The sequence below is a fragment of the Arthrobacter gyeryongensis genome, from assembly GCF_039543785.1.
Classification (GTDB): domain Bacteria; phylum Actinomycetota; class Actinomycetes; order Actinomycetales; family Micrococcaceae; genus Arthrobacter; species Arthrobacter gyeryongensis.
The window spans coordinates 16,528-37,193 of the sequence record NZ_BAABKK010000009.1 but is presented as its reverse complement, the minus strand read 5'-3'; the positions used below and the strand labels follow the sequence as shown (position 1 = coordinate 37,193).

Genomic DNA, 20,666 nt, shown 5'->3' with positions numbered 1-20,666 from the left:
CGGGGGGACTACTTCTGCAGGACGGATTCCTTGAGCGTGTTTCCCGAGTTCACCACGATGAAGCAGTCCACACGGCGGTCGCCGTTGTCCCAGCTGGTGGCACTCGGGTACACGTTCTGCTGCAGGAGCGCGTACTTCGTGGAGGCTTCGTTGAGCATCAGATCACGGCAGATTTCGCGGCCTTTGTCACGTAAGGCAGTGGCACCGGGGAAGGTGTCGTCAGCCTTGTACCGGAAGATGGCGCCCAGCTGGGCAGAATGGTCGGTGGTGCAGTCCACCACTTTGGACTTGGTGGCGTTGGAGTCGAAATCGGCGAAGCAATCGCCCAGCTGGTAGTCCTTTGCCTCGACATCCGCCGGGAGGGGGCCGCGGCTGGTGGACGTGGCCGGTGCGGGGACGGGCGCGGCCGCCGGGCGGTTGGCCAAGGCCCCGACGAGGATCCAGATCACTACCCCGATGAGGATCAATACAGCCAGCACAATGCCGCCAATGATGAGCCGATACCGCGTGATGGCGTCCAGGGCAGTCCGCAGGGACGACCCTTTTTCGGAGGGAAAGCCGTCCTCGGGCTCGCTTTCGCCAGGCATGCCAGCATCGCCTGTACCGTTGTTGCCCGGGATCGTGTTGTCCTGGCCCATGTCTGAGTTAGCGCCTTTCATGCGTGCGGCCCGATATTAGGGCGACTCTACCCAAGTTTTTCATGCCGACGCACGGTGATACCGCCGTGTGGAACTGTGACGCCGCTTTCGCGAGGTCGTGGCAAGCAGTTGCTCCAGAAAGCATGTAATCTAGACATACGACAAATTGACCAAACATTCCGGGGCCTCACCGATCGCCAAGGTGACCACCTCCGGTCCAAGTACAAAAGGGGGTCACGCCATGGGGCGCGGCCGTCAAAAGGCAAAAGCTACCAAGCAGGCTCGGGACATCAAGTACTACTCCCCGAACACTGACTATTCGGCCCTTCAGCGCGAGCTGACTGGGCCATCAAGTCGTGCGACGAGCCGATTCGCGGACGATCCGCCGGAGCCGGATTACTCGGCTTACGAGGACAAGTACGCACAGGACTTGGAAGACGATGACGACGAGGTAGACACCCGCCGTATCGGATAGCTGTAGCAACAATCAGGTGCCTTTCGGCATCGAGTTGCGTACCGCCGTCGTACACGAAGTGATTTGGCATCCCCAGATGCCTCCTAAAACGATCGAGCCCGTAGGGCGCGCCATGATTGGCGTGCGCTACGGGCTTTTTTCGTTTCTTTTCCGGTCAGTCCTTCTCGTGGCACAGATCCAGCAGGGGGATCAGTGTTTCGAGGTCGCTGGCGCGGGCTGCGGCCAGGATCTTCCGGTGGGCGTCTGCCACGCGCTCAAGCTTGGCGTCATCCAGGGGATACGAGCGGCTGATGAGCCGTTGAACCGGGTTGTCCCAGACGGATTCGAGCGTTTTCAGCAGGAATCCGTTCGGCGCAGGCGCCGCCAAGCCCAAATGGAACGCCCGCGTGGCGGTAAACAATTCCTCCGGGTCGGCGCTTGCGGCGCCCTCGGCTATGAGCAGCTCGAGCCGGGCAAGCTGAAGGTTTGTGTATTTTGCCCCGCACTGCCGGATGGCCATGATCTCGAGGGCCTTGCGTACTTCGTAGACTTCTTCGACCGCTGAGCGGGTCAGCGTCGTCGCGAAATATCCGGAACCCGGGACCAAAGTGGCGAGTCCTTCGTGCACCAAGCGGTTCAGGGCGTCGCGGACCGGCGTCCGGGACACGCCGTATTCTTCGGCCAGTTGTTCCTGGACCAGGGGAGCGCCAGGCTCGACCACTCCGTTGACGATCTCATTGCTGATCCTGTCGTAGACGTGCTCGCTCAGCGGCCTCATCCCCTTGGCGGCTTGCGTGGCCATTCGCCTCATCCCCTTTTTCGTATCAAAACTCGTTCAATCCTACGTGCTTTACATCATTGGATTCACTGTATACAGTGAATCCAATCCTATCAACCTTTCTGAAAGTTGCCCTATGAGCCTGTACATTCCACGCATACCCGGCATCGATTTTGCCGCCGTCGGCAAGCAGCTGGGTTACCTGGAGATCGAACATTCGGACAATGAGAATGACGCGGCTGTCATCCCTTCGCCGATCGCGGTCCTGAGCGGCGGGGACGGCCCAACGGTCCTCCTGATCGCCGGTACGCATGGTGACGAATATGAAGGCCAGATCCTGCTCCAGGAACTCATCCGCACATTGAACCCGGCTGAGGTGACCGGGAGATTGATCATCCTGCCCGCCCTCAATATCGCTGCCGTCCGGGAGGGAAAGCGCGTTTCCAGCGTGGACCGGGTCAATCTGAACCGGGCACTCCCGGGCCGCGCCGACGGCGGACCAGCCCTGCAGATCGCCTCTATTGTGGCCGGGGAACTCATCCCGATGGCGGACTTTGTGATGGACATCCACTCCGGGGGAATCGCCTCGGAGTATGTTCCGTCCGCGTTCGTCTACCAAGGACCGACGCCGGAGCTATGGGCTGCGAAGGTGGCGGCGGTCACCGCGTTCAATGCCCCGTACTCCGTGGTGGTGAAGCCCATGTTGAAGGCGGGCTCGATCAGCGGCGCTGCTGATCGGGCGGGCGTGCCGATGATCTCGACCGAGCTTGGTGGCAGGGGAACCGTATCCCTGCCGATCCTCACAAGGGCCCGGACGGGACTTCGTTCGCTGCTTGGCCACTGGGGCGTGCTCAAGGACGCAGGTCTTTCGGAAGCCAGAATCCCGATCCAGTGGGTCGAACTCACTGCCCAGTCCGCGGTCCATTCCACGATGGCAGGCATCCTTGAGCCCGTCGTAGAACTTGGCCAGAAGGTCACGGCCGGAGACCTCGTGGCCCGGGTTCACTCCGTGGAAGAACTCGAGCGGCCTCCAAAAGACTTCTTTGCACCTATGGACGGTGTGGTCGCAATAGTTCGGCATCCCGCCCTCGTCAATGTCGGTACCACCGTGGTCAACATCGCCGTTGACCACGGAACAAGCTATCTGAAAGGCAATCATGAACTGTCCTAGATACATCTCCACAGGCGCCCTGCTGCTGGCCGCCGCCGTCGGGCTCAGCGGCTGCACCACTGCGTCACTCGACGCCGGCAAGGAAGCCGCGGCCAGCTCCATTCCCGGCAAAGACGCCGCGATTCCGGCGGCGCCTTTCAACCAGTCCGCCGCGAAGCTCCTGCCCCCGGACGTCAAAGCCAAAGGGACGCTGGTGGTCGGCACCGACCCTACCTTCGCGCCTTATGAGTTCTACGCGGCTGACAGCAAGACGGTTGTCGGCTGGGACGCGGATTTTGCGAAAGCCGTCGGCGAGACCTTGGGCCTCGAAGTCAAGATGGTTCCCGCGACCTTCGACACCATCCTCCCGGGAGTGAGTTCGAACAAGTACGACGTCGGCATCTCGGGTTTCAACGTCACGGCCGAGCGCAAGATGAATGCCGATTTCGCCTCCTACCAAAGCAGCGGCTCAGGCCTTGCCGTCAAGGCGGGAAACCCCAAGAAATTGTCCCTTGAAGCGACGGCGCTGTGTGGCACGAAAGTGGGTGGCGAAAAGGGAACCACGCAAGGGATCGAGACCCTTCCGGCGTTTTCGAAGCAGTGCGTCGACGCAGGCAAGGCGCCGATCGACATCCAGCTGTTTCCCTCCCAGAACGAAGCCAACCTGGCCCTTATCTCCGGCCGTGTGGACAGTGTCCTCTCGGGTCTTGTCGGCATGGGCTACGCGAGCAAGCTTTGCGGCGGCGCTTTCGAGCTCGCCGGCAACCAGGACTTCGAACCGACGCCGGTAGGTATCGCCCTGCCCAAGGGTTCGCCGCTGACCAAGTCGATCGTCGCGGCCGTCCGTGCGCTGATCGCGGGCGACACGTACAAGGCGATCAACGCGAAGTACGGAATCCCGGACTCGGTGACCATCGGCGCTGATGCAGTGGACGCGAGTGGTGCGAAATGAGCAATGCGATCACCGTCCCCAACATTGGAACAAGGGACAGCGGACAGTTCACCGTGGTCCCAGCCAGGCACCCTTGGCGATGGGTGGCTGGTACTGCGGTAGCCGCCGTCGTGATCTTGCTGCTTGTTTCCGCGGTGAGCAATCCCCGTTTCGGCTGGGACAAGGTGGCCCTGTATTTCCGCGACGTCGCCATCGTCAACGGGATTGGCATCACCCTGTTCCTGACGGTTGTCTGCATGGCTGCCGGGGTGGGGCTTGGCGTGGTGCTTGCGGTCATGCAGCTTTCGGCAAACCCCGTGGTCAAGGCTTCGGCGAGCGCCTACGTGACGATCTTCCGTGGCACGCCGGTCCTGGTCCAGCTGCTGTTCTGGTTCAACTTGTCGGCGCTGTATCCGGAGATCACCTTTGGTATCCCGGGCGTCAGCCTCGACGCCAACCAGATCATCACACCCCTCGCCGCAGCGATCCTTGGACTGGGCCTCAACGAGGCCGCGTACATGTCGGAAATTGTCCGGGCAGGCATCCAGTCAATTGACCAAGGCCAAGGCGAAGCCGCGGGCGCCCTCGGCATGTCCCGCATCCAGACCCTCACCAGGGTGATCCTGCCGCAAGCCATGCGCGTCATCATTCCACCCACGGGCAACGAGTTCATCGGCATGCTCAAGATGACCTCGCTGGTCAGCGTGCTCGCCGTCCCCGAGCTCCTGTACTCCGCCCAGATCATCTACTCGAAGAACCTGCAGGTTGTTCCTCTGCTCTTGGTGGCCAGCATCTGGTACATCGTCGTCACCACGGTATTCACGGTAGGCCAGGGTTACCTGGAACGGCACTTCGCGCGGGGAACGTCCCGTTCCGTCCCGCCGACCGCCGCAGAGCGGTTGCGGAAATTTTTCAGGGTTCACTCCGCGCAGGCCTCAAGAAAGGGCGGCAAGTCATGACCATCGACACGAAGGAAAGCCGGAAAGCGCCGGCGGCGCTTCCGCTGGTGCGCGCGGAAGGCGTGCGCAAGAGTTTCGGCGACAACGAGGTCCTCAAAGGAATCGATCTCCACGTCCAAAGCGGCGAAGTGGTCTGCCTGATCGGCGCCTCCGGCTCGGGGAAAAGCACCTTCCTGCGGTGCGTAAACCACCTGGAGAAGATCGACGGCGGCCTGCTGTGGGTAGGGGACAGGGCAGTGGGCTACCGGATCAAGGGGGACAAGCTCCACGAACAGTCCCACAACGAAATCTGCGCCGATCGCACCGATATCGGGATGGTCTTCCAGCACTTCAACCTCTTTCCGCACATGACCGTGCTGGAGAACCTGATGGAAGCCCCGCTCAGGGTGCTCAAGCAGCGCAAGGCGGATGTCCGCCGTCGGGCATTGGATTTGCTGGAGAAGGTGGGCCTCTCGGAGAAGGCGGATGCGTATCCGCGGCACCTGTCGGGAGGGCAACAGCAGCGGGTGGCGATCGCCCGGGCCCTGTGCATGCAGCCGAAGCTGATGCTGTTTGACGAACCGACGTCGGCGCTGGACCCGGAGCTGGTGGGCGAAGTCCTCAGGGTGATGAAGGACCTGGCCCGGACAGGAATGACCATGATTGTCGTGACGCATGAAATGGGCTTCGCCCGCGACGTAGCGGATCGAGTGGTGTTCATGCACGGTGGCCGGATCATTGAGGAAGGTCCCGCCGAAGAGGTCATTGGCAACCCGCGGCATGAACGGACCAGGGCGTTTTTGTCCGCGGTTCTGTAGTCGTTGATAGTGCGCTCTCGGAAGTGATTGACAGAATGCGTTAGTGGCAGCTAACGTATTAAACATGCTCGACCCACTGGAAGTTGCCGCGGAGCCGAATAGGCGGCGTCTGTTGCACCTGCTTGCGGCGGGCGAGCGCACCGTGACGGAGCTGGCTGGCGAATTCACGGTGAGCAGATCCGCCGTCTCGCAGCATTTGTTGCTGCTGGAGCAGGTAGGCCTCGTTGCGGCCCGCAAAGAGGGACGCAACCGCTACTACCGCTTGGATAACGACGGCATGAGAGAACTCCGGATGCTTTTTGAGCAGTTCTGGACCGCTGAGCTGGACATGCTCCTCGCTGACGCACAAAACTTCACCACCGACCGCCTTCAAACAACAGAGGAATCATCATGATTTACGACAAGACCGTTCTTCTTCCCCTCAACGTCGACCAGGCGTTCGAACTCATCACGCAGCCTGCACGCCTCCGCCGCTGGCAGGCTGTTGCCGCACGCGTGGACCTGAAGGTCGGCGGCGAGTACCGCTGGACCGTCACTCCGGGCCACCACGCAGCCGGAACCTTCACCGAAATCGAACCGGGCAAGCGCGTCGTCTTCACGTGGGCCTGGGAGCAGCCCGAGGCTCCGGCGGACAACGTCTCCACCGTAGCCATCACCCTTGAGCCGGCCGACGGCGGGACCACGGTGCGCTTCGTGCACGAAGGCCTTCCGACGCCGGAGGCCGTCGCAGCCCACTCCGAGGGCTGGAACCACTACCTCGACCGCCTCCTCGCCGAGGCCTCCACCGGCGACGCTGGTGCCGACGAATGGGCCGCTGCCCCCGCCGATCTCAACGAACTCACCTCTGCGGACGCCACGCTCGCCATCGTGCAGCGGGTGCTGGCGCACGTCACCGAGGCCGACGCGCAGACCCAGACTCCGTGCGCCGATTTCAACGTGTCCCAGTTGCTTGACCACCTTGCCGGCTCAATTGCCAACATCGCCAAGGCCCTGGGCGCCGAAGTAGCCGACGACGCCGGAAAGTCGCCTGAGGTGCGCATCGCCGACCTCGCCCAGCCCACGCTGGAGGCTTTCTACCGCCGCGGCCTCGGGGGCGCCATCGACATGGGCTTCGCCGAATTGCCGGCCACGGTGGTCGCCTCGATCCTCAACCTCGAGTTCCTCGTCCACGCTTGGGACTTCGCCAAGGCCCTGGGCCTCGAAGTGTCGGTTGCGGATGAGCTCACCGACTACGTCGAGGTCCTCGCGCAGAACACCATCAGCGAGCAGGTCCGGGCGAGCGGCAGCTTCGCCCCGGCCCAGGAAGTCGCAGAGACGGCATCCAGCCTGGAGCGCCTGGTCGCGTTCACGGGCCGGACTGTTCACGCATAAGGGTTCCGACTTCGCTGTAAACCCGGGCCGACGGGCGCTGGCTGTTGTCAGTGTCGGACCCCCGTACTACTTTGAACGTGGTATCCGCTGGCGTAAGCCGGCTACTCAACGAAGGGATAGCAATGCCGCAGGTTGATAGCTACAAGCAGGGAACTCCGTGTTGGGTGGACCTGTCGTCGTCGGACGTCGAGGCTTCCAAGGCCTTCTACGGTGATCTGTTCGGCTGGGAATTGGACGCGATGGATGCCGGTAACGGCATGACCTACTACATGGCCAAGCTGCAGGACCGTTACGTTGCGGGCATGATGCAGCAAATGCCGGACATGGCTACGGCCGGTGCACCGTCCTACTGGGCAAACTACCTCGCCGTCGATTCGGTCGACGAGGCTGCCGAGCGCGCGACGGCGGCGGGCGGCAACATCCTCTTCCCGCCGGACAGCGTCCCCAACGGGAGCGGCCGGATGTTCTTCGCCGCCGATCCGACGGGTGCGCAGATTGGTTTCTGGGAAGCCGGAAGCCACCACGGGGCCGGGTTGGTCAATGAACCGGGCACCGTGGTCTGGAGCGAACTGCAGACAAACGACGTTCCCAAGGCCGTGGCATTCTACGAATCCGTAACGGGATGCTCCAGCGAGACGGCTGCGGCCGGCGATCTGCAGGAATACACCCAGTTCGTGGTAGGCGGGAAGTCCGTAGCCGGCGCCATGAAGCAGCCCATGGAGGGTATGCCGCCGTTCTGGATGACCTACTTCAATGTTGCGGACGTCAATGAATCCGTGGCGAAGGCCGTGGAACTCGGAGCCCAGGTGTTCGCGCCTGCATTCGACGTCCCCGGCGTCGGCCGCATGGCAGTCCTCGGCGATCCCGCCGGAGCAGCCTTCAGCGTGATGGCCGGCGAAAGCAACTAGGCCTTAATTAAGAGTGCCCACCCAGTTTGCCGGATCGGCAATTGGGTGGGCACTCTTTTGCGTTAAGAACGCTTAGGCGTAGGCGTTCACGAGGCGAACGGCGCCGCCGTCGACGCCCTTGGCGCCCTGGACGTAGTCCGGACCGCTCTTGATGATCGAGTCCGAGTCAGCAGCGACGGCACCCATGACCCACGACGGCAGGCCGCGTTCGTTGAGGCGGGCCACGGCGGCGTCTGCGATTTCGGGGGACACGATGGCCACCATGCCGACGCCGAGGTTGAGAGTGCGCTCAAGGTCGGCCAGCGGAACATTGCCGAGCTCGGAAACCAGCTTGAAGATGGCCGGCAGTTCCCACGTGGCGCGGTCAACCGTGGCCACGAGGCCCTGCGGCAGTACGCGGGCCAGGTTGGCTGCGAGGCCGCCGCCGGTGACGTGGCTGAAGCCGTGCACGGCGCCGGGCGCAGTTCCCAGACCGCTGACCGGGAACGCGCGGGCGAGGTCCAGGCAGTCGGCGGCGTAGACGCGGGTGGGTTCCAGCAGTTCTTCGCCGAGGGTACGCCCGAGTTCGGAGACCTGGCGGTCCAGGGCCCAGCCCGCGTGGTTGATCACGCGGCGAACCAAGGAGTAGCCGTTGGAGTGCAGGCCAGAGGAGGCCATGCCGATCACGACGTCGCCGGCGCGGACGCGGTCCGGGCCAAGCAGGGCGTCGGCTTCGACAACGCCGGTAGCTGCACCGGCGACGTCGTACTCGTGCTCACCCAGCAGGCCCGGGTGCTCAGCGGTTTCGCCACCCACCAGGGCAGTACCCGCCACGGAACAAGCGGCCGCGATGCCTCGGACGATGTCCGCGATGCGCTCGGGGACAACCTTGCCGCACGCGATGTAGTCGGTCATGAAGAGCGGCTCGGCGCCGACCACCACGATGTCGTCCACCACCATGCCGACCAAGTCGAAGCCGATGGTGTCGTGGATGTCCATGGCCTGGGCGATGGCGACCTTGGTGCCGACGCCGTCCGTGGACGTGGCGAGGAGCGGCCTCTTGTACGTGAGCAGCTTCGAGACGTCGTACAGGCCGGCGAAACCGCCGACGCCGCCGAGGACCGAGCTGTTGTGGGTCGCCTTGACGGCGTCCTTCATGAGTTCGACGGCGCGGTCGCCCGCTTCGACGTCGACGCCGGCGGACGCATAGGTGATGCCGGTTGTGTTCTCAGCGGCGGAGGATGCGGAGGTCATACAGACTCTTTCTTATCGGCGTCGGTCAGCAGGTTCTCAAACTCGGCGTCGGGTCCGGGATCGCAGCCCGTGGCTCCGGGCTTGTTGGCCGGGTCGTCCGAATCCGCGGTTACGGCTTCGGCGGAGGTGTCCGACGTCGGCAGCCCGCCGAGGTCGGTGCGCTCAAGGAGGTTCTTGCCCAGTTTGTCCGAACCCGGAAGCGCGATGGGGTACTGGCCGGTGAAGCAGGCGGTACAGAGGCGTTCGCGCGGCTGCTGGGTGGCGCCGATCATGCCGTCTTCGGAAATGTAGGCCAGCGAATCCGCTCCGATGGCCTGGGAGATTTCCTCGATGGTGGCGCCGTTGGCGATCAGTTCAGCGCGGGACGCGAAGTCGATTCCGTAGAAGCAGGGCCACTGGACGGGCGGGGAGGAGATCTTGATGTGGACGGCTGCGGCGCCGGCCTCGCGGAGCATCCGGACGATGGCACGCTGGGTGTTGCCGCGCACGATCGAGTCATCGACTACCACCACGCGCTTGCCGCGGATCACGGATTCGAGGGCGTTGAGCTTGAGCCGGATGCCGAGCTGGCGCAGGGTCTGCGAGGGCTGGATGAACGTGCGGCCCACGTAGGAGTTCTTGACGAAGCCGTGAGCGAACGGAATGCCGGATTCTTCGGCGTAGCCCACCGCTGCCGGGGTTCCGGACTCGGGGACCGGGATGACGATGTCCGCAACCTGGGTGTTTTCGCGGGCCAACTGGCGGCCCATCTCCACGCGGGATTCGTACACGGAGCGCCCGGCAATCGAAGCGTCGGGCCGCGCAAGGTAGACGTACTCGAAGACGCAACCGGCCGGCGTCGCTTCCGCGAAACGCTGGGAACGGACGCCGTTCTCGTCAATGGCGATGAACTCGCCGGGCTCGATCTCGCGGATGAAGCTCGCACCGACGGTTGCCAGGGCGGACTGCTCCGAGGCGACTACCCAGCCGCGCTCGAGGCGGCCAAGGCACAAGGGGCGGATGCCGAAGGTATCGCGGGCGGCGTAGAGGGTGCCTTCGTCCATGAATACGAAGCAGAAGCCGCCCCGGATCTTGGGAAGCAGCTCAAGTGCGGTCTGTTCGAGGGTCTTGCCCTCTTCGCCTTCGAGGAGGGCAGTGACCAGGGCGGTGTCCGAGGTGTTGCCCTGCTTCATTTCTCCGGTTAGCTGACCGCCGTTGAGTTCGAGGATCATTTCCCGGAGCTCAGCGGTGTTGGTCAGGTTGCCGTTGTGCGCGAGGGCAACGGTGCCAGTGGCGGTTGCGCCCAAGGTGGGCTGTGCGTTTGCCCAGTGGCTTGCTCCGGTGGTGGAGTAGCGGCAGTGGCCGACGGCAAGGTGCCCGGTGAGGGTGTTCAGGGTTGTCTCGTCGAAGACCTGGGACACGAGGCCCATGTCCTTGTAGACATTGATGCGCTTGCCGTCACTGGTAGCAATACCAGCCGATTCTTGTCCGCGGTGCTGCAACGCATACAGCCCGTAATAGGTGAGTTTTGCTACTTCTTCGCCCGGCGCCCAGACCCCGAAGACGCCACAAGCGTCCTGAGGTCCTTTTTCGTCGGGGAGAAGATCATGAGAAAGTTTTCCGTCGCCACGTGCCACTGGTCAATTGTCGCATGATGTTGGCGTGGTACTTTCCCTCACGCGACATTGTGACCGGGATCCTATGCCCCGGCGTCGTCCTCTGTGGGGCCGGGTATGGACTCGACGACGGCACGCCGGGAGCGCTGCACGCTGAGCTTGTCGAGGACGAGGGCCGCGACGGCACCCAGCAACACGCCGCCCGCAGCAAAGGACACGAGGAAGAATCCGAAGACTGCCCCGGTGTCGAAACTCTCGTCGCCCGGGATCCCGTAGGCCACGAACGCGGCAACGATGATGCCGAGCACCCCGCCCAGTCCCATGAACGGAACAAACTTCGGCGCACGGCGGACCGTGATCCCGCGGCGTTCGGGGGCGCTGTCCCGTTGCGTACCGTTGTGTGCCGCGCTGCGGTGTGACGTGCTGTTTTGTGACGTGCCGTCGGCGTTCGAGCCCTCAGAAACCATGCCTTCCAGCTTACCGTTTCGAGGAGGTTGGTTTGTGGTCTAAAGTCAGACCATTGACAGATTGATGTGAAGTGGGTCACTATCGATGCGAGCGGTGTCGGCCCGTTCCCCCCTTCCGTTTAGAAAGAGAATAATCATGAGTGATCGTTCTACGGCAGCGAAGGTGCAGGCTGTGCAAGACGCAGATGCTGCGGCCCTCGCCGAGCTTGGCTACAAGCAAGAGCTACATCGCGGCATGTCCGGCTTCTCCAACTTCGCAGTCTCGTTTTCCATCATTTCGATCTTGGCTGGCTGCATTACTTCCTTCAGCATTGCGCTCAAGTCCGGCGGTCCGGCTGCCATCAACGTGGGTTGGCCCATCGTTGGCCTCTTGGTCCTGTGCGTGGCTCTTTCCATGGCCGAGGTTTGTTCGCGATACCCCACAGCCGGTGGCTTGTATTTCTGGGCCGGCAGGCTAGCCAAACGCAACAAGCGGGCTTGGGCCTGGTATGTCGGCTGGTTCAATTTCCTCGGTGAGGTGGCCGTCACCGCCGCAATCGACTTTGGCTGCGCCACAACAATGATGGCTTTCGCGGCGCTGACTTTCGGCGTCGAGCCCACCGCAGGCGGTACGTTCGCGCTGTTCGTCGTCCTGATGATCATCCACGCCCTGCTCAACAGTTTCGGCGTCAAGATTGTCAGTTTCCTGTCCAATGTCTCCGCTTGGTGGCACATTGTGGGCGTCGCGATCATCGTGGCGGCCCTGTGGATCATGCCCACGAGCCACCAGTCCTTTGACTGGACGATGACGGCGTGGCACAACGAAACCGGCTTCACCTTCGGACCGTACGTCTTCCTCATGGGCCTGCTCATGTCGCAGTACACCTACACCGGCTACGATGCTTCGGCCCACGTTGCCGAGGAGACCAAGAACGCAGCCATCGCGGCCCCGAAGGGGATTGTCATGAGCGTGGTCATCTCCATCATTGGTGGCTGGATTCTGCTGTACTCACTCGTCGCGGCGATCCCGGACGGCTCCGAGGAGGGTCTGACCACCCTTGGTGCCACGCCAACCGGTTTGCCTCCGGCACAAATCTTTCTGGATGCACTCGGCAATCCTGGCGTAGCGAAATTCCTGCTGGCCATCGTGGTGGGCGCACAGTTCTTCTGCGGCATGGCCTCAGTGACCGCCAACTCACGCATGACTTACGCTTTCTCCCGCGACAATGCACTGCCAGGCTCCCGGATCTGGGCCAAAGTCAACGCCCGGAGCGGCACCCCCACAAATTCCATCTGGCTCTGCGTTGGCTGCGCGATTGTGCTCGCTTCACCTGCCCTGTTCAATACAACCGCGTATTTCGCCGTGACGAGCGTTGCCGTCATTGGCCTCTACATCGCGTACATCACCCCGGTGTTGCTCCGCAGGCTCAACAAGAACTTCGTGCCGGGCCCGTGGCACTTGGGGAAATGGAGTCCCATCATCAACTGGGTAGCGATTGTGTGGGTCGCCATCATCGTGATCCTCTTCGTTCTCCCGCCCGTCGCAGACATCACCATCGACACCTTCAACTACGCGCCAATCGCCGTCGTGGTCGTCTTCCTTCTCGCCACCGTGCTTTGGTACACCACGGGGCGCCGGACGTTCATGACGAGTGCCGAACAGGAGCATCTGACGATCGACGCGGATAAGCTGCTCAACTAGCACAACCATGGGCCGCCGGCGGTTCTCCGCCGGTGGCCTCCCACCAAGGAAGGCCACCATGTTGTTCGCCGAACCGATTGAATCCCCCCTCCTGGAGACGGTCTTGCTTCCCGTGCGTGGACATATGGCCTTCGAGTCGTGCGTCGAGCACTTGGGATCGGCAATTCAGTTGGGGATCTTCAAGACCGGCGAGCGACTCCCGCCCGAGCGCGACTTGGCCGAGCGTATGCAGGTCTCCCGGGCCACGCTGCGGGAAGCCATCAGCGCGTTGCGCGCCGCAGGCTTCGTCACGACCGTCCGGGGGAGGGGCGGCGGAACCATTGTGGAACCGGTCGGCAACGCGCGGCCGCCTGAGCGTCTCGGCAACAAGGACAGGCAGGAGGAAATCAGCGACATCCTCATCTTCCGTTCGGTGATTGAACCAGGGGCCTGCCAGCGGGCGGCCTCGATGCGGCTCAGCGAGGATCAGCGCCGGCTTCTGACTGACTCATTGGCCGAGGTAGAAAACGCGGGTTCACCGGTGGAATACAGGCAAGCGGACGCCCGCCTTCACCTGGCGTTCTCCGCTGTTGCGGGATCGTCCGAACTCAACAAAGCCAGTACCACCATCCAGACGAAGATCCACGAATTCCTCGCGGAAATCCCCTTTCTGCAGCGGAATATCGAACATTCAAACCAAGAACATCGATTGATAGTGCAGGCCATCCTCGACGGCGAGCCTGCAGCGGCCCGAAGCGTCATGGAATTGCACTGCGAGTCCACTGCCGCACTACTCAAGGGACTACTGAAATGAGCAGCACTATGAACGACATTTCGAACACGGTGAAAACCACCGTTCACCCTCGCAATGACCGTATGCTCACCGTTGAGCAACTCAAGGCGCAGATTGGTGACGGCGTCATAGACACCGTGATTCTCGGCTTCACCGACATGCAGGGCAGGCTTCAGGGCAAGCTCCTTCACGCGCAATTCTTCCTTGATTCCGTCCTGGAGCACGGCACGGAAGGCTGCAACTACCTCCTCGCGGTGGACACCGAAATGAACACTGTGGACGGCTATGACATTTCCTCGTGGGAAAAGGGCTATGGAGACATGCTCTTCGACATGGATTTGGACACCATCCGTGTCCTTCCCTACCGCGAGGGAAGTGCGCTGATCCAGTGCGATCTGTCGATGACCGACGGCACTCCGGTCTCTGTTTCACCCCGTGCCATGCTCAAGCGCCAGACGGCCAAGGCGGCCGAGCGCGGTTGGAAGGCGCTTGCGGGCACCGAGCTTGAGTTTGTCGTCTACAACGACTCCTACGAGCAGGCATGGGACCTGGACTACAAGCACCTCACTCCTGCCAACCAATACAACGTGGACTACTCGCTCTTGGGATCCGGTCGCGTGGAACCCCTGCTTCGCCGGATCCGGAACGAGATGTACGCAGCCGGCATGACGGTGGAATCCGCGAAAGGTGAATGCAACTTCGGCCAACACGAGATCGCGTTCAAGTATGACGAAGTGGTCACCACGGCGGACAACCATTCCGTCTACAAGACTGCGGCCAAGGACATCGCCCATGACATGGGCCAATCCATTACCTTTATGGCCAAGCCCAACGAGCGCGAGGGCAACTCCTGCCACATCCACCTGTCCCTTCGCGGACTCGACGATGAACTGGTTTTCTGGGATAAGGCCACCGGCGCGCGCACCAAAACCTACGATCACTTCATCGCCGGGGTGCTTGCCACGATGCGTGAATTCACGCTCTTTTACGCTCCCAATATCAACTCCTATAAGCGGTTCGTCAAAGGCTCGTTCGCCCCGACGGCGGTGGCCTGGGGCCTCGACAACCGCACCTGCTCGGTGCGCCTCGTGGGCCATGGTCAAAGCGCGCGGCTGGAAAACCGGCTGCCCGGTGGCGACGTCAACCCGTACTTGGCACTGTCGGCCATGCTTGCCGGTGGGCTATACGGAATCGAAAACGAGCTCGAACTCGAACCGGCAACCCTTGGCAACGCCTACACCTCGGGCGCTCCCACCGTGCCGACGACGATGCGGGAAGCGCGGGATCTGTTCGCCAGCTCCGTGATCGCCAAGGAAGTCTTCGGCGAGGAAGTGGTTCGGCACTACGTGAACTACGCCGACGTCGAACTGGCAGCTTTTGAGTCCGCCATCACGGACTGGGAGCTCCGCCGCGGGTTCGAAAGGCTGTAGGGGGATGACTCGGAATCAGACGCCGGCTCCAGATCCAGTCCGACGGCCCCGGATCGCCCTGACCACCTACCTGCAAGAAGCGAAGTGGGGGGATTGGAACGCGCGGGCAGCGGTACTTCCGGCAACGTATTTGGAGGCCGTGGTGGCGGCGGGCGGCACACCCCTGCTCCTGCCGCCTATCGGCACCGATATCTCCGTCCTTGACCTCGTGGATGGCCTGATTGTGGTGGGAGGCAGCGACGTCGACCCCGGAAATTACGACGCCGAGCCTCACCCGAGCACCCGCAGCCAGCCCGCGCGGGACGAGCACGACATCGCCTTGACGCTGGCCGCGTTGGACAAAGGGGTTCCGCTCTTCGCAATCTGCCGCGGCGCGCAAATCCTGAACGTGGCCCTGGGTGGAAACCTCATCCAGCATGTGCCGGATGTGCTTCCCGAGGCCAACTACCAACCCGCTTCGGGGGTTTTCGGCGAGGTGAAGTTCGGTACCCGGCCGGGGAGCATCATCGCGGAACAACTAGGCGAGCGGGCATCGGCGCCCGTCTATCACCACCAGATTCTGGACCGGGTTGCCGAAGGGCTCTGCGTCACGGCGTATGCGGCGGACGGTACGGTCGAGGCCGTCGAGTCGACCCAAGGAAGCTGGGTGTTGGGCGTTCAGTTCCACCCTGAACAAAATCGTTCCGACTTGCGCCTCTTTGAAGGATTCGTAGAGGCCGCCAGAAAATACCGGGACGGCGAGCTTTACGCTGAGCGCTTCGATCCATCGACGGAATTCAAACCGACAGAAAAGAGCTGGGCGTGAGTGCCACAACTTTTGACATCATCAATCCGGCCACCGAGGAATTCCTTCAAACTGTAGAACTGGCATCCCTCGCCGAGACCGACGCACTGATTGCCCGCGCGGCTGGTGCCTTTGAGGCCTGGCGCAAGGTGTCGCCGTCGGACAGGGCACTGCTCTTGCGCCGGTTCGCGTCCGCCGTCGACGCCGATCTGGAGAACCTCGCACAACTGGAAGTCCGCAATGCGGGACACACGGTCGGTAACGCCCGCTGGGAAGCGGGCAATGCGCGCGACGTCATTAGTTACTACTCGGCGGCACCGGAGCGGCATTTCGGGCGGCAGATCCCCGTTGCGGGAGGCCTCGATGTGACGTTCCACGAGCCATTGGGCGTTGTCGGCATTATTGTGCCGTGGAACTTTCCGATGCCGATCGCGGCGTGGGGCTTCGCTCCGGCGCTCGCGGCAGGCAACACGGTGGTCCTCAAACCTGCGGAACTTACGCCGCTGACGGCGATGAGGCTGGGTGAGCTGGCGCGCGAGGCCGGATTGCCGGACGGCGTGCTGACCATCATCCCGGGGAAGGGTTCCGTGGTGGGGGCGCGCTTCGTGACCCACCCAGCGGTGCGGAAGGTCGTCTTTACCGGGTCTACCGGGGTTGGCAAGCAGATCATGGCCGGTTGTGCTGATCAAGTGAAGCGCGTGACGCTCGAGTTGGGTGGCAAGAGCGCGAACATTGTGTTCGCCGACGCTGACCTTCAGGCCGCTGCCGCCGCAGCTCCCGGTGGTGCGTTCGACAATGCCGGCCAGGACTGCTGTGCCAGATCCCGGATCCTGGTGGAAAAATCGGCCTACGACGACTTCCTTGAACTCTTGGAACCCGCTGTTCGAGCTGTCAAAGTTGGCGACCCGGCGGACGAAAGTACCGTCATGGGGCCGTTGATTTCCGCCCGGCAAAGGGAAACGGTCGCGGGCTTTGTGCCCTCGGGAGCGCCCATAGCTTTCCAAGGGGAGGTGCCCGAAGGGCCGGGATTCTGGTTCCCACCCACAGTGCTGGCCCCCGACTCCTTTGACGACCCGGCGGTGCGTGAGGAGATCTTCGGACCCGTCGTCGTCGTCGTTCCCTTCAACGACGAGGCGCACGCCGTGCGGATTGCCAATGACACCGAATACGGCCTCTCCGGATCCATCTGGACCCAAGACATTGGCCGGGCCTTGCGCGTGGCCCGCGGAGTGGATGCCGGAAACCTCTCGGTGAACTCGCACTCTTCAGTCCGGTATTCGACGCCGTTCGGCGGATTCAAGCAATCGGGCCTGGGCCGCGAACTGGGTCCTGACGCGCTCGATTCCTTCAGCGAAGTAAAGAACGTTTTCATCGCGCACTGAACCCACCAAACTTTGGAAGCCCCATCATTCAAGGAGAGATCACCATGACCGAATTCATTTCAAACCGCCTCAAGGACCGCACGGCCGTCATCACCGGCGGCGGCAGCGGGATCGGCTTGGCCACGGCAAAGCGTTTTGCCTCGGAGGGTGCCAACGTGGTCATCGCGGATATCGATCCGGCAGCTGGAGAAGCCGCCGCGGCCGCCGTCGACGGCATCTTCGTGAAGGTCAACGTGACAGACGAGCAAGAAGTCATCGACCTTTTCGCCGCTGCCAAGAGCCACTATGGCAGCGTGGATATCGCGTTCAACAACGCCGGTATTTCGCCGCCGGACGACGCTTCGATCCTCGACACGGGAATTGACGCCTGGCGCCGGGTCCAGGAGGTAAACCTGACGAGCGTCTATTACTGCTGCAAATACGCGCTGCCGTACATGTTGGAACAGGGCAAGGGCTCGATCATCAACACCGCGTCCTTCGTGGCCGTGATGGGCGCGGCAACTTCGCAGATCTCCTACAGCGCTTCCAAGGGCGGCGTGCTGGCCATGACCCGTGAGCTGGGCGTCGAATTCGCGCGCAAGGGTGTGCGGATCAACGCGTTGTGCCCTGGGCCCGTCAACACCCCGTTGCTGAAGGAACTCTTCGCCTCCGACCCGGAACGGGCCGCGCGCCGCTTGGTCCACGTGCCCCTGGGCCGCTTTGCCGAGCCCGAGGAACTCGCCGCTGCGGTCGCCTTCCTGGCGAGCGACGACGCGTCGTTCATTACCGCGTCGACCTTCATGGTTGACGGCGGCATCTCGGGAGCCTACGTCACCCCGATCGACTAGGGGGCGTCCACGTCCATCGATTGCTCCCCACCGGCTCCCAGCCTTCGCAAGCTCAGGCCGGGGCCCTCGCCGGCGTGGGCCCAGTAACGGTCCTTTTGGAACCGGTGGGAGCAATCGATGGGTAGAGCTAGCTGCCCCGGTACGTGGAGAACGCGAAGGGGCTGAGCAGGAGCGGCACGTGGTAGTGCTCACCGGCGTCGGACACTGTGAAGTTCAAGTCCACTTCCGGGAAAAAGGTGTCCACGCCCTGGGCCCTGTAATACGGACCGGTCGCGAAGTTCAAACGGTAACTGCCGCCGTCGACCCTCTCAGGGCCAAGATCCTTGATCCGGCCGTCGGCGTCGGTGGTGCCGCTAGCCACGTGCTTCCAGTTGTCGCCGTCGCGCACAGAGAGAACGACGGCGACGCCGGCCGCCGGCCGCCCGGAACCGGTGTCCAGGATGTGGGTGGTTATCTGGGAAACGCTCATGGGTTGGGCACTCCTTCGCTGCTGACACTGGCTTCGCTGATGACGCCGGCAAGGCGCAGCACCGCGATTTCGCGCAACTGGCCCGCCACGATGACGTCTTCTTCTTCCGCGGTGTGGCTCAGGCGCTCTTGGAGGGAGGCCAGGATCTCGTTGGCTGTCCGGCCCGCCGCGCGGATGAGGAACACGCGGCCGAATTTGGCCTCGTACTCACGGTTGCCTTCGGCCAAAGCGGTGACGACGCCGTCATCGCCGGGGTCGACGCCGGCCTGTTCGGAGCGGGACATCGCGGCTTCGGTGGTCTGTGCCTTGGGTCGTTCGCCGATCCGAGGGTGGTGGGCCATCGCGGCCGCCACTTCGTCCGAGGTGAAGGGCTCGGCGGTTTCCCCGGCGAAGTCGAGCAAGGAGTCCAAGTCGCTGAAGGGGCGCGCATCTGCGATGTGCTCCACCCAACGCTGGATGTCGAGGCATGGGCGGAGGACGTCGATGGCGTCCGCACGGTCCACGCTGTTGAATACTTCAAGCTGCATGCTTGTTCATTCCTCGTGCGAGTGCTGGCATCCATGGTGTTGGCTATGCGGAACTCCGGCGATTCCTGCCGGATGGGCCTGCGTGCCTCCGCACCCCAGACCTTCCACATCATGGAACTGTTATTTCAGCATACGTAATAGTGAATCCAATGACTGCCGCGGTGTCAAGAGAATACCGCACCTCGGTCCTCCCGCCCCGCCCCGCCCTGTCCTGCCCTGTCCTGCCCTGTCCTGCGACGCTCGGTCCTGCGACGCTCGCTCACGTATGTGGCTATTTTCCCCGACGCTCGCTCACTTTTGCCGCCCTTTCCCGAAACGCTCGCTCACTTTTGCCGTCTAGTGGACAATGTCAGCAACGAGCCAAAGGAGTTCCGCCATGCCAGAGGTCCTGACTTCCCGGTATCTCTTCGGACCGGGTCCCAGCAATTGCTATCCGGAAGTGACCGCCGCGTTGGCGTTCCCGGTGATCGGGCATTTGGATCCGGTGTTCATAGAGCGCTTGGACCGGACCTGCGCTGGGCTCCGGACGGTGTGGGGGACCCGGAATGCCCGCACCCTGCCGTTGAGTGCCACTGGTTCCGGCGGCATGGAGGCTGCCTTCGTTAATACGGTGTCCGACGGCGATGTGGCGGTAATCGCCGTCAACGGGCTTTTCGGGGAGCGGATGTGTGAGGTTGCCCGGCGATGCGGCGCCACAGTGGTGCGCGTCGACCATGAATGGGGCCAGCCCGTGGACGTGGAACGGGTCCTCGCCGCGCACCCGCATCCCAAGGTGATTGCCGCCGTCCATGCCGAAACGTCCACAGGTGTCCTGTCCGACGTCGCGCCCCTTGGCGCAGGCAAAGGCGACGCGCTCCTGATCGTGGACGCGGTGACGTCCATCGGCGGCCTGGAACTCCTGGCTGACGACTGGGGAATCGACGTCGGGTATGCCGGGACGCAAAAGTGTTTGGGGGCGCCCCCTGGCTTGTCTCCCTTCACGGTGTCCGAGCGCGCGTTCGAGCGGCGCATCAGGGAACCGCGTTCGTGGTACCTGGATATTGGCCTTCTGGGTGGGTATGTTGGCGCGGCGAGCGGCAGCCGGACGTATCACCACACGGCGCCGGTGACCATGATCGCCGGGCTCGAGGCCGGGCTGGACCGCATCCTGACCGAGGGGCTAGCGGCCGTTCAAGCGCGGCACCGTGCAGCCGGGGCCGAGTTGCGGGATGGCCTTGAAGCGATGGGGCTCGAGCTGTTTGCCGCGGAAGGCTCGCGATTGCCGAGCCTCACCACGGTCAAAGTGCCCGACGGCGTGGACTCGGCCGCAGTCCGCGCTTACCTTCTGGAGAACTTCAGTATGGAAATCGGCTCCGGTGCGGGCGCGTTCACGTCGACTGTTTGGCGGATCGGCATGATGGGTCCGAACGCCAACAGGGCATCGGTGAAGCTCGTTCTTGGCGCACTGGAAGAAGCGATCGCCAAAGCTTGACGCTCGCTCACGTATGCAGGCCATTTCGGAAACGCTCGCTCA

Annotated in this window: 22 protein-coding genes; 15 read left to right on the top strand and 7 right to left on the bottom strand. The window is 62.9% G+C overall.

All coding sequences use genetic code 11. The features are described from left to right. Nucleotides 1-8: 8 nt before the first annotated feature. A complete protein-coding gene (locus ABEA18_RS06060) occupies nt 9-638 on the bottom strand; it encodes a septum formation family protein (protein WP_345448396.1) in 630 nt (209 codons plus the stop codon). A gap of 241 nt (nt 639-879) precedes the next feature. Between ABEA18_RS06060 and ABEA18_RS06055 the strand changes: the two genes are divergently transcribed. Continuing rightward, entirely contained in the window at nt 880-1,113 is a 234-nt protein-coding gene (locus ABEA18_RS06055) for a DUF3073 domain-containing protein (protein WP_028265518.1), read from the top strand. Between the two features lie 154 nt (nt 1,114-1,267). Here ABEA18_RS06055 and ABEA18_RS06050 read toward each other — a convergent pair whose 3' ends face one another. Then, nucleotides 1,268-1,894 carry a GntR family transcriptional regulator gene (locus tag ABEA18_RS06050; protein WP_345448395.1) on the bottom strand — a complete coding sequence of 209 codons (627 nt, stop codon included), beginning with the start codon at nt 1,892-1,894 and terminating at the stop codon, nt 1,268-1,270. 112 nt (nt 1,895-2,006) lie between these two features. On the opposite strand from ABEA18_RS06050, the gene ABEA18_RS06045 reads away from it, so the two are divergent. The 7 genes from ABEA18_RS06045 (at nt 2,007) to ABEA18_RS06015 (ending at nt 7,986) form a co-directional block, all read left to right on the top strand. Beyond that, on the top strand, nt 2,007-3,041 hold the full coding sequence (locus ABEA18_RS06045) for a succinylglutamate desuccinylase/aspartoacylase domain-containing protein (protein ID WP_345448394.1): 1,035 nt from the start codon (nt 2,007-2,009) through the stop codon (nt 3,039-3,041). Continuing rightward, complete coding sequence (locus ABEA18_RS06040; RefSeq protein WP_345448393.1) at nt 3,028-3,972, top strand: ABC transporter substrate-binding protein; 945 nt, start codon at nt 3,028-3,030, stop codon at nt 3,970-3,972. Before ABEA18_RS06045 ends, ABEA18_RS06040 begins: the two co-directional genes overlap by 14 nt. Beyond that, nucleotides 3,969-4,910 carry an amino acid ABC transporter permease gene (locus tag ABEA18_RS06035; protein ID WP_345448392.1) on the top strand — a complete coding sequence of 314 codons (942 nt, stop codon included), beginning with the start codon at nt 3,969-3,971 and terminating at the stop codon, nt 4,908-4,910. The genes ABEA18_RS06040 and ABEA18_RS06035 overlap by 4 nt, the downstream gene beginning before the upstream one ends. Next, entirely contained in the window at nt 4,907-5,707 is an 801-nt protein-coding gene (locus ABEA18_RS06030; protein WP_345448391.1) for an amino acid ABC transporter ATP-binding protein, read from the top strand. Before ABEA18_RS06035 ends, ABEA18_RS06030 begins: the two co-directional genes overlap by 4 nt. Nucleotides 5,708-5,771: 64 nt before the next feature. Beyond that, on the top strand, nt 5,772-6,101 hold the full coding sequence (locus ABEA18_RS06025) for an ArsR/SmtB family transcription factor (protein ID WP_345448390.1): 330 nt from the start codon (nt 5,772-5,774) through the stop codon (nt 6,099-6,101). Further along, complete coding sequence (locus tag ABEA18_RS06020) at nt 6,098-7,078, top strand: TIGR03086 family metal-binding protein (RefSeq protein WP_345448389.1); 981 nt, start codon at nt 6,098-6,100, stop codon at nt 7,076-7,078. The genes ABEA18_RS06025 and ABEA18_RS06020 overlap by 4 nt, the downstream gene beginning before the upstream one ends. Before the next feature lie 122 nt (nt 7,079-7,200). After that, nucleotides 7,201-7,986: a VOC family protein gene (locus ABEA18_RS06015; protein ID WP_345448388.1), complete on the top strand. Its 786-nt coding sequence runs from the start codon at nt 7,201-7,203 to the stop codon at nt 7,984-7,986. A gap of 72 nt (nt 7,987-8,058) precedes the next feature. Here ABEA18_RS06015 and purM read toward each other — a convergent pair whose 3' ends face one another. The 3 genes from purM to ABEA18_RS06000 form a co-directional block, all read right to left on the bottom strand. Further along, entirely contained in the window at nt 8,059-9,219 is a 1,161-nt protein-coding gene (purM, locus tag ABEA18_RS06010) for a phosphoribosylformylglycinamidine cyclo-ligase (protein WP_345448387.1), read from the bottom strand. Beyond that, nucleotides 9,216-10,835: an amidophosphoribosyltransferase gene (purF, locus tag ABEA18_RS06005; RefSeq protein ID WP_345448386.1), complete on the bottom strand. Its 1,620-nt coding sequence runs from the start codon at nt 10,833-10,835 to the stop codon at nt 9,216-9,218. Before purF ends, purM begins: the two co-directional genes overlap by 4 nt. A gap of 62 nt (nt 10,836-10,897) precedes the next feature. Next, a complete protein-coding gene (locus tag ABEA18_RS06000; RefSeq protein WP_345448385.1) occupies nt 10,898-11,281 on the bottom strand; it encodes a hypothetical protein in 384 nt (127 codons plus the stop codon). A gap of 136 nt (nt 11,282-11,417) precedes the next feature. On the opposite strand from ABEA18_RS06000, the gene ABEA18_RS05995 reads away from it, so the two are divergent. The 6 genes from ABEA18_RS05995 to ABEA18_RS05970 are packed head-to-tail and all read left to right on the top strand — an operon-like array spanning nt 11,418 to nt 18,157. After that, complete coding sequence (locus tag ABEA18_RS05995; protein WP_345448384.1) at nt 11,418-12,962, top strand: amino acid permease; 1,545 nt, start codon at nt 11,418-11,420, stop codon at nt 12,960-12,962. A 58-nt stretch (nt 12,963-13,020) separates the two neighbouring features. After that, a complete protein-coding gene (locus tag ABEA18_RS05990; RefSeq protein ID WP_265979867.1) occupies nt 13,021-13,755 on the top strand; it encodes a FadR/GntR family transcriptional regulator in 735 nt (244 codons plus the stop codon). Beyond that, the gene (locus ABEA18_RS05985; protein ID WP_345448383.1) at nt 13,752-15,164 is read left to right on the top strand and encodes a glutamine synthetase family protein; all 1,413 of its coding nucleotides are present in this window, start codon (nt 13,752-13,754) and stop codon (nt 15,162-15,164) included. Before ABEA18_RS05990 ends, ABEA18_RS05985 begins: the two co-directional genes overlap by 4 nt. 4 nt (nt 15,165-15,168) lie before the next feature. After that, a complete protein-coding gene (locus ABEA18_RS05980) occupies nt 15,169-15,969 on the top strand; it encodes a gamma-glutamyl-gamma-aminobutyrate hydrolase family protein (RefSeq protein ID WP_345448382.1) in 801 nt (266 codons plus the stop codon). Then, nucleotides 15,966-17,330 carry an aldehyde dehydrogenase family protein gene (locus ABEA18_RS05975; protein WP_345448381.1) on the top strand — a complete coding sequence of 455 codons (1,365 nt, stop codon included), beginning with the start codon at nt 15,966-15,968 and terminating at the stop codon, nt 17,328-17,330. Before ABEA18_RS05980 ends, ABEA18_RS05975 begins: the two co-directional genes overlap by 4 nt. A 44-nt stretch (nt 17,331-17,374) precedes the next feature. Beyond that, nucleotides 17,375-18,157, top strand: coding sequence for a 3-oxoacyl-ACP reductase (locus ABEA18_RS05970; protein ID WP_265979871.1), 783 nt, complete (start codon nt 17,375-17,377; stop codon nt 18,155-18,157). 127 nt (nt 18,158-18,284) lie between these two features. Here ABEA18_RS05970 and uraH read toward each other — a convergent pair whose 3' ends face one another. Beyond that, nucleotides 18,285-18,626, bottom strand: a complete 342-nt coding sequence (uraH, locus tag ABEA18_RS05965; RefSeq protein WP_345448380.1) for a hydroxyisourate hydrolase — start codon at nt 18,624-18,626, stop codon at nt 18,285-18,287. After that, nucleotides 18,623-19,153 carry a 2-oxo-4-hydroxy-4-carboxy-5-ureidoimidazoline decarboxylase gene (uraD, locus tag ABEA18_RS05960; protein WP_345448379.1) on the bottom strand — a complete coding sequence of 177 codons (531 nt, stop codon included), beginning with the start codon at nt 19,151-19,153 and terminating at the stop codon, nt 18,623-18,625. Before uraD ends, uraH begins: the two co-directional genes overlap by 4 nt. A 376-nt stretch (nt 19,154-19,529) precedes the next feature. Between uraD and ABEA18_RS05955 the strand changes: the two genes are divergently transcribed. Beyond that, nucleotides 19,530-20,624: a pyridoxal-phosphate-dependent aminotransferase family protein gene (locus ABEA18_RS05955; protein WP_345448378.1), complete on the top strand. Its 1,095-nt coding sequence runs from the start codon at nt 19,530-19,532 to the stop codon at nt 20,622-20,624. The last annotated feature ends 42 nt before the right edge of the window (nt 20,625-20,666 follow it).

Excerpts from the sequence above, each read along its gene's own strand:
- ABEA18_RS06035 (WP_345448392.1), top strand. The coding sequence starts at position 3,969 with ATGAGCAATGCGATCACCGTCCCCAACATTGGAACAAGGGACAGCGGA.
- ABEA18_RS05995 (WP_345448384.1), top strand. The coding sequence starts at position 11,418 with ATGAGTGATCGTTCTACGGCAGCGAAGGTGCAGGCTGTGCAAGACGCA.
- ABEA18_RS05985 (WP_345448383.1), top strand. The coding sequence starts at position 13,752 with ATGAGCAGCACTATGAACGACATTTCGAACACGGTGAAAACCACCGTT.
- ABEA18_RS05990 (WP_265979867.1), top strand. The coding sequence starts at position 13,021 with ATGTTGTTCGCCGAACCGATTGAATCCCCCCTCCTGGAGACGGTCTTG.
- ABEA18_RS06015 (WP_345448388.1), top strand. The coding sequence starts at position 7,201 with ATGCCGCAGGTTGATAGCTACAAGCAGGGAACTCCGTGTTGGGTGGAC.
- ABEA18_RS05980 (WP_345448382.1), top strand. The coding sequence starts at position 15,169 with ATGACTCGGAATCAGACGCCGGCTCCAGATCCAGTCCGACGGCCCCGG.
- ABEA18_RS06020 (WP_345448389.1), top strand. The coding sequence starts at position 6,098 with ATGATTTACGACAAGACCGTTCTTCTTCCCCTCAACGTCGACCAGGCG.
- ABEA18_RS06055 (WP_028265518.1), top strand. The coding sequence starts at position 880 with ATGGGGCGCGGCCGTCAAAAGGCAAAAGCTACCAAGCAGGCTCGGGAC.
- ABEA18_RS06060 (WP_345448396.1), bottom strand. The coding sequence starts at position 638 with ATGGGCCAGGACAACACGATCCCGGGCAACAACGGTACAGGCGATGCT.
- ABEA18_RS06025 (WP_345448390.1), top strand. The coding sequence starts at position 5,772 with ATGCTCGACCCACTGGAAGTTGCCGCGGAGCCGAATAGGCGGCGTCTG.
- ABEA18_RS06040 (WP_345448393.1), top strand. The coding sequence starts at position 3,028 with ATGAACTGTCCTAGATACATCTCCACAGGCGCCCTGCTGCTGGCCGCC.
- ABEA18_RS05970 (WP_265979871.1), top strand. The coding sequence starts at position 17,375 with ATGACCGAATTCATTTCAAACCGCCTCAAGGACCGCACGGCCGTCATC.
- uraD (WP_345448379.1), bottom strand. The coding sequence starts at position 19,153 with ATGCAGCTTGAAGTATTCAACAGCGTGGACCGTGCGGACGCCATCGAC.
- ABEA18_RS06030 (WP_345448391.1), top strand. The coding sequence starts at position 4,907 with ATGACCATCGACACGAAGGAAAGCCGGAAAGCGCCGGCGGCGCTTCCG.
- ABEA18_RS06045 (WP_345448394.1), top strand. The coding sequence starts at position 2,007 with ATGAGCCTGTACATTCCACGCATACCCGGCATCGATTTTGCCGCCGTC.
- ABEA18_RS05955 (WP_345448378.1), top strand. The coding sequence starts at position 19,530 with ATGCCAGAGGTCCTGACTTCCCGGTATCTCTTCGGACCGGGTCCCAGC.
- ABEA18_RS06050 (WP_345448395.1), bottom strand. The coding sequence starts at position 1,894 with ATGGCCACGCAAGCCGCCAAGGGGATGAGGCCGCTGAGCGAGCACGTC.
- purM (WP_345448387.1), bottom strand. The coding sequence starts at position 9,219 with ATGACCTCCGCATCCTCCGCCGCTGAGAACACAACCGGCATCACCTAT.
- uraH (WP_345448380.1), bottom strand. The coding sequence starts at position 18,626 with ATGAGCGTTTCCCAGATAACCACCCACATCCTGGACACCGGTTCCGGG.
- ABEA18_RS06000 (WP_345448385.1), bottom strand. The coding sequence starts at position 11,281 with ATGGTTTCTGAGGGCTCGAACGCCGACGGCACGTCACAAAACAGCACG.